Source organism: Shinella daejeonensis (assembly GCF_024281235.1).
GTDB classification, from domain to species: Bacteria; Pseudomonadota; Alphaproteobacteria; order Rhizobiales; family Rhizobiaceae; genus Shinella; species Shinella daejeonensis.
This window is the reverse complement of the sequence record NZ_JAHWXY010000027.1, coordinates 1-5695: the sequence shown is the minus strand read 5'-3', so window position 1 is coordinate 5695 and position 5695 is coordinate 1. Positions and strand designations below refer to the sequence as shown.

Sequence of the window (5695 nt, the reverse complement as noted above, 5' to 3'; positions counted from 1 at the left end):
CCATGCTGGACGCACCAGCCATGGCCGCATAACTTAAGCCAAACGGTCTCCGGTAAAGCCGGGGCGGTTCAAAAAGCCTACTAGCGCGAGCACCCAGAACGTTGGCACGATCGCGAGAGGCAAGGCGATAGCGGCGACAAGGGTGGCACGCCAATCTCGCAAGAAAATAAAGACCACTATGACCGCGAGCAATGCCCCTTCGATGAGCGTGCTCATGGCTGCATCAAAGGTATCTTCGGTGGCAGTGGTCGTTTCGTCTATGCGGGTGAAGGTAACGTCTGGGGTCTGGTGCTGCATTTCCGCGAGTGCGCTCGCGGCGGCGTGGGCAACCGATACCTCATCAGCGCCTCGCGCGCGATAGATTGAGAACGCCACCACCGTCTGGGCACCGTTGAGACGTGCAAATTCGGCAGGCTCCGCGTTGGCGTCGGTTATGTCGGCAATATCACTGAGACGCAGGTTACGCCCATCGGCAGGGAACGGCGTGTTTCGGATGTCTTCGACGGAACGGGCTCGGGCAAGTACACGAATGGGTTGACGACCGTCACCAGCTTCCCAGCTTCCCGCGGCAAGATCGCTCAATGCAGTTCGTAAGTAAGTGTTGATGTCGCCGACCGTCAAACCCAACGAAAGCATCTCGCGCGTCTTGAATGCGATCTGAATCTCGCGAGGTGCGCCACCGATACGCTCGACATTGCCAACACCGGCAATGCCACGCAGGCGCTGGGCCACACGATCGTCGACAAGGTTGGAAAGATCGGCGAGGGATCGATCGGGCGATGATACGCTCCAGACGGCGAGGCTCTGCCCTTCAACATCTACCTTCGAAACGACAGGGGGGTCTATGTCTGCGGGCAACACATTACCAAGAGCATCGACGCGGTTCTTAACATCGAAGAGCGCGGCATCGCTGTTGACCTCCAACTCGAATTCGACGGTGGTGTTCGAAACCCCATCTCCGATGGATGACCGGATATGCTTGATACCCGTGATCCCTGCTACGGCGTTTTCGACCGGTCGTGTGATCTCGGCTTCCAGCTCTTCCGGTGCAGCTCCCGGCCGTTCGACCGTCACCGTGACCAGCGGCATATCGATATTCGGCGCCCGCGCGACCGGCAAGCTGTGAAAGGCTGACCAGCCTAGCAGCATCAAAACGACGAACAGCACGATGGACGGGACCGGATGGCGGATCGCCCACGCAGAAATATTGAACATCACTTTGCTCCGTTCTGAGACGAGGCGGAGCGGATTGGGTCGCCGTTCCTGAGCAGTGATCCCGCACGCGCCACGACCTGCATACCCGGACGAAGACCTGTCTCAATCAGTGCCCAGTCAGCAGTCATCGGCCCGACTCCGACTCGCCGGAGTCGGGCTCGTCCTTGCTCCATCACGAAGACGAAAGTGCCTTGCGCGTCATATTGTAGGGCCGTTTGAGGAACCAAAACACCGGAAGCCGGAGGTAGGACGACACGCGCCTCGGCTGGCTGGCCGGCGACAAAACGGTGGTTACCAATGGGGAAGGCAACCCATGCGCGATGCAACCTTGAACGCGGATCTGCCGCCCCAGAAAGACGGACAATGCTACCGGAAATGCTGGAACCGTCTGACGAGGTAATTTCGACGGCCTGACCGACGGCACTTTGGAGCCACACAGCTTCGCTCAAATCAAGCACCAACTCCAGTGTGTCTCCAGCAGCGATTTCAAATAGTGCTGAATTCGCTGTGATGTCTCCTTTCTCCGCGCGACGCTTCGTCACTCGCCCGTCTACCGGGGCGCGGATTTCAGTCCGTTCTAGGTCGATCGCCAAGGCACGTTGACGCGATATGGCTTGCCTATAGGCGGCGGAAGCATCGTCGCGTTCTTTTTCAGAGCCCGCATTGCGGGCAAAAAGGGTCTCTGCTCTCGACAAAGCCTGCTGTGTCTGGCGAACTTGGGCAGCCACTCCTTCCTGTTCGGCACGCAGCCGGTCCGAGGACAGACGCGCAATCAATTGCCCCCGCTGTACGATTTGGCCTTCCTCGACGAAAAGTTCGCTGATTACGTATCCGTTCAACTCACTCTTCACATAAACGAGTTCGGCAGGCTCGAACGTTCCGGCGACGAGACGCCGCGCCGTCATGCCTTCGACAGGCCGAGCTGGAGCCAGTGCGACACTCAAAGCCGACTGCTCGGGAGATTTGGCGGCTGGCTCTTCGCATGCTTGGAGCGTCAGCATAGCAACGGTGATAGTGACAATGATGCCCAAAGCTGGTCGAGTCATATGGCGTGAATCTGTGGGTTGATAAAACATGGCGTCTCTCACGGAATGATTGGAAAGCTCGTTCCTGACCCTCCCATAGTGGCGGTGGCCGCAGACAGAGCGGCATGAGCGAGGAGCGCATCGGCTCGGACGTCGAACATGCCGATGTGGCTTTCGAGCCAGGCCGCCTGCTCTCCAGCGCCTCGAGCTCATTGATTTCCCCAACGCGGCGACGTTCAGCCGCGCAATCACGCGTTCTCGCTTTGGCGATCATGACACCGGCTTGGTGCTCGCCCGCAGCCAACGATGCGTTGAGGTCGTTCAGGGCGTGAGCAACGTCGCCTTGAGCTTCACGCAAAATGCCGCGATAGGCAGCCTCCACCGCTGCGAGTTCGGCGCGCCTAATGGAAAGAACTGCGTGTCGCTGACCAGCGTCGAAGACCGGGGCGTCGACGGCGGCTTCTCCACCTCCGGCCCGAAATCCTTGTCCATCTAGGCGAAGGAATCCGACAAACGCCATCAGGTTCAAGCTCGGATAGAAAGCCGCGCGGGCCTGATTGACGCGGGCCTTCGCTGCCTCGATTCGAACGGCAGGCGCTACGACATCAGAGCGCAGATCACCTGACTTCCCAGCACCTGTCCGTGGTGGCGTCAGCACAAGATAATCCAGACGAGGAGGTTTGAGAATCTATGGACTGGGCGAGCATAGGCGCTCCACCAATTGCTTCCCGATGGAGCTGTCACCGGCGCGCCGACTGGCTGAGGCAGCGACACACATGCGGTGCTCAAGCCGCAAACCAGCACCAGACCGGAACTTCCAGAGTGAAACATTTGATCTCCCTAACAATGTTAGTTGACCCCCTAATCTAACGACGTTAGTCTGTCAAGAAGTGATAGGGAGATTGTCATGGCGATACAGCGCTCGGAGATTGTTGCGGAAGCGCTCAATCTCTTGGATGCGGCGGGAATTGAAGGGCTAACGATGCGTGGACTGGCGCAACGGCTTCAGATTCAAGCGCCATCTCTTTACTGGCACTTTCCAAGTAAACAGGCCCTAATGGACAGCATGTCCGACGCTCTCATGGAGGGCGTAGCACGGGAGGTTAGTCCTTCTGCCTCTTGTGATGAACGTATTCTTCAGGTTGCCCGAGAAATACGTTCCGCCTTGCTGTCCCGACGTGACGGCGCCCAAGTGTTCTCAGGCACCTTTGTGCCCACGGAGAATGTCTTGCGTGTCGGCGAAAGCCTGATTTGCGCCCTACGCGACGGCGGACTCGATCCTGGTCCAGCACATTGGAGCGCCTTCAGCATTCTCTATTACATCCTCGGATTCGTCATCGAAGAACAGGGAATGGCTGCCTTGGATACAGCTGCCTTCGATGCAAAGAAGAAGGCTCTTCAGAAGATGTATCAGGCTCAATTTCCCAATGCCTTCGCGGCTGCCGAGGCAGTGCTCAGCTCCGACCCGGATATTCGTTTCACCTTTGGCATCAAGCACCTGATCGGTGGTTTGCGACTAGATGGGAATTCACAGCATGAATAGTCCTCTTCCGGTAGATTTCTTCTCACTTCACGATGTTTCACATTTTCCGATCGTCCAACTCAGTTCCGATCGGATGGAGCCAGGATTTGCGGCACGATGGTGCGAGGAGCAGCAGCGTCTTCTGGATTCAGGCGCGCCGTTTGTGCTGTGTCTTGAAGAGGGCGATCACGAACACGAGTCCATTCGAGATCGAAAGCACATCGTGCTCTGGTTCAAGAGAAACCGGCAAGCTTTCAGAAGGGTTTGCCGAGGGATCGTTGGCATCGAGCCGGACGCGATGAAGCGGGCAATATTACATGCGCGCGCTTTAGTCCTCGGTCCTGTTTTCGGTGTCCCTACGACTGTTGTCGCCGATCATCATGAAGCTGAGACAATTGGCAGAAGCCTTTTGGCCAGCGAGGGCGGTGAAGCGCCACATAAGGAGACGGATTGAACCGATGCGCCTGCGAGAACTGACCGCGTGGCCGGGTGAAGGAAAAGCACCATCTTTGATAGGCGCATTTTAATAATGCCATTCATCCAAACCTTAGCAGTTGGATTGATGGCGTTGAGGGGCCAGTCAGGGTTTACGTTTGCCGCCACAAGACGCCTTGATTTCTAGGCAGGTGACCGAGTCATGCGCAGACGGTCGCCGCAGCATATAAAGAAGAATGAACTACTTTCCTTGCACTGCGGCCGCATTCCAATGGCGTCATTGGTGCAAGTGCTCGCAGTTGCAGAATATCTCAGCTTCCATCGGGCCGCTCAGGCGCTGGGCATTAGCCAGTCGAGTGTCAGCGCCCGGATCAAGGCACTGGAGGCAGACCTTGGCATCACCCTGTTCGACCGCAACACGCGCGGCGTTCGGCTGACCGCAGCCGGCGGCAGTTTCGTCGATCAGGTCAGAGATGCCCTCAGCATCCTGAACCATGCGATCAGGACTGCCGGGATGCGGGCCCGCGGCGAGGAAGGCGAGCTTCGAATCGGCGTTCATGCCCTCACGGCGGGATGCTTCCTTGACCGACTACTGGACCGGTTTCACGCCGAGTATCCAAATGTCCGCCTGCACATCACCGAAGGCACCGCGCGCGACGCGCAGTTCATGGTGCGCGAGGGCGGGCTCGACGTCGCATTCATGGCACGCACCTACGAAATCCACGACCTCAATTCTCGCGTGATCTGGCGCGACCGCTTGGTGGTCGCACTGCCGGCCACGCACCCCTTGGCGACGCATCCCGACGTCGAATGGCGGCAGCTTGCGGAGGAAACCTTCCTTGTTCGCCATGGCGGTACAGGCCCGCAGATTCATGACCGGATTGTGGCGCGCTCAGCAGGGAAATGGCAGACACCGACGATCCTCCGCGTCGATGTCGGTCGCACCGCGCTATTGTCGATGATCGCTGCCGGACATGGCGTTTCGCTCTTCGTCGAGGAAGGTGCGGCCGCCAGCACAGCCAATGTCGCTTTCCTGCCGATCCGCGACGAGGCTGAAGCCATCGCCTTCTCGGCCGTCTGGATGCCTTCCAACCGCGATCCTGCGGTTCTGACCCTGCTCACCTTGGCGACAGAGATGCGCAGATCAGTCCCGTGGTGAGATTCGCAGACCTGATCACCGCCGCAGTGGCAGAAGAGTGCTGTCATAGCCCATCCTATTTGCCGCCGATAGTATCCGGCAGCCCTCCGGCATCCTCTTTCCTATTGCCCCTCCTGATTTTGCCTATTCTCTGATCGACTCCGTCTCTTTTGCCGACTGGAGCCAGCATTGCGTGGAGGCCGAATCCTTTGAGGTCAGATCGCTGTTGTTTTCGCCATCGTTCTGGTGATGACTTGGGCGGCCACGCAATGGGTCGCCTTCCGCCTCGGCTTCCAGCTCCAGCTTGGCAATCCGTGGTTCGAGCTGGCGGGCTGGCCGGTCTATTATCCGCCGGCCTTC

5 protein-coding genes and 1 pseudogene are annotated in these 5695 nt (G+C 58.4%); 3 read left to right on the top strand and 3 right to left on the bottom strand.

The window, feature by feature from the left end; all coding sequences use genetic code 11:
* Nucleotides 1-33 precede the first annotated feature (33 nt).
* The 3 genes and pseudogenes from KYK29_RS22325 to KYK29_RS22615 form a co-directional block, all read right to left on the bottom strand.
* Complete coding sequence (locus KYK29_RS22325; protein WP_254693072.1) at nucleotides 34-1215, bottom strand: efflux RND transporter permease subunit; 1182 nt, start codon at nucleotides 1213-1215, stop codon at nucleotides 34-36.
* Nucleotides 1215-2291, bottom strand: a complete 1077-nt coding sequence (locus KYK29_RS22320) for an efflux RND transporter periplasmic adaptor subunit (protein ID WP_254693071.1) — start codon at nucleotides 2289-2291, stop codon at nucleotides 1215-1217. The genes KYK29_RS22325 and KYK29_RS22320 overlap by 1 nt, the downstream gene beginning before the upstream one ends.
* Before the next feature lie 178 nt (nucleotides 2292-2469).
* Nucleotides 2470-2898 (bottom strand): annotated as a pseudogene (locus KYK29_RS22615) (TolC family protein); the annotation flags it as partial.
* A gap of 249 nt (nucleotides 2899-3147) precedes the next feature.
* Between KYK29_RS22615 and KYK29_RS22310 the strand changes: the two are divergent.
* From KYK29_RS22310 to KYK29_RS22300, 3 genes are all read left to right on the top strand, one after another.
* A complete protein-coding gene (locus KYK29_RS22310) occupies nucleotides 3148-3783 on the top strand; it encodes a TetR/AcrR family transcriptional regulator C-terminal domain-containing protein (protein ID WP_254693070.1) in 636 nt (211 codons plus the stop codon).
* Nucleotides 3776-4216, top strand: a complete 441-nt coding sequence (locus KYK29_RS22305) for a hypothetical protein (RefSeq protein WP_254693069.1) — start codon at nucleotides 3776-3778, stop codon at nucleotides 4214-4216. Before KYK29_RS22310 ends, KYK29_RS22305 begins: the two co-directional genes overlap by 8 nt.
* 183 nt (nucleotides 4217-4399) lie before the next feature.
* Nucleotides 4400-5356 carry a LysR family transcriptional regulator gene (locus tag KYK29_RS22300; RefSeq protein WP_254693068.1) on the top strand — a complete coding sequence of 319 codons (957 nt, stop codon included), beginning with the start codon at nucleotides 4400-4402 and terminating at the stop codon, nucleotides 5354-5356.
* Nucleotides 5357-5695: the final 339 nt, after the last annotated feature.

Coding starts and splice junctions, on each gene's coding strand:
- KYK29_RS22300 (WP_254693068.1), top strand. CDS start 4,400: ATGCGCAGACGGTCGCCGCAGCATATAAAGAAGAATGAACTACTTTCC.
- KYK29_RS22325 (WP_254693072.1), bottom strand. CDS start 1,215: ATGTTCAATATTTCTGCGTGGGCGATCCGCCATCCGGTCCCGTCCATC.
- KYK29_RS22310 (WP_254693070.1), top strand. CDS start 3,148: ATGGCGATACAGCGCTCGGAGATTGTTGCGGAAGCGCTCAATCTCTTG.
- KYK29_RS22320 (WP_254693071.1), bottom strand. CDS start 2,291: ATGTTTTATCAACCCACAGATTCACGCCATATGACTCGACCAGCTTTG.
- KYK29_RS22305 (WP_254693069.1), top strand. CDS start 3,776: ATGAATAGTCCTCTTCCGGTAGATTTCTTCTCACTTCACGATGTTTCA.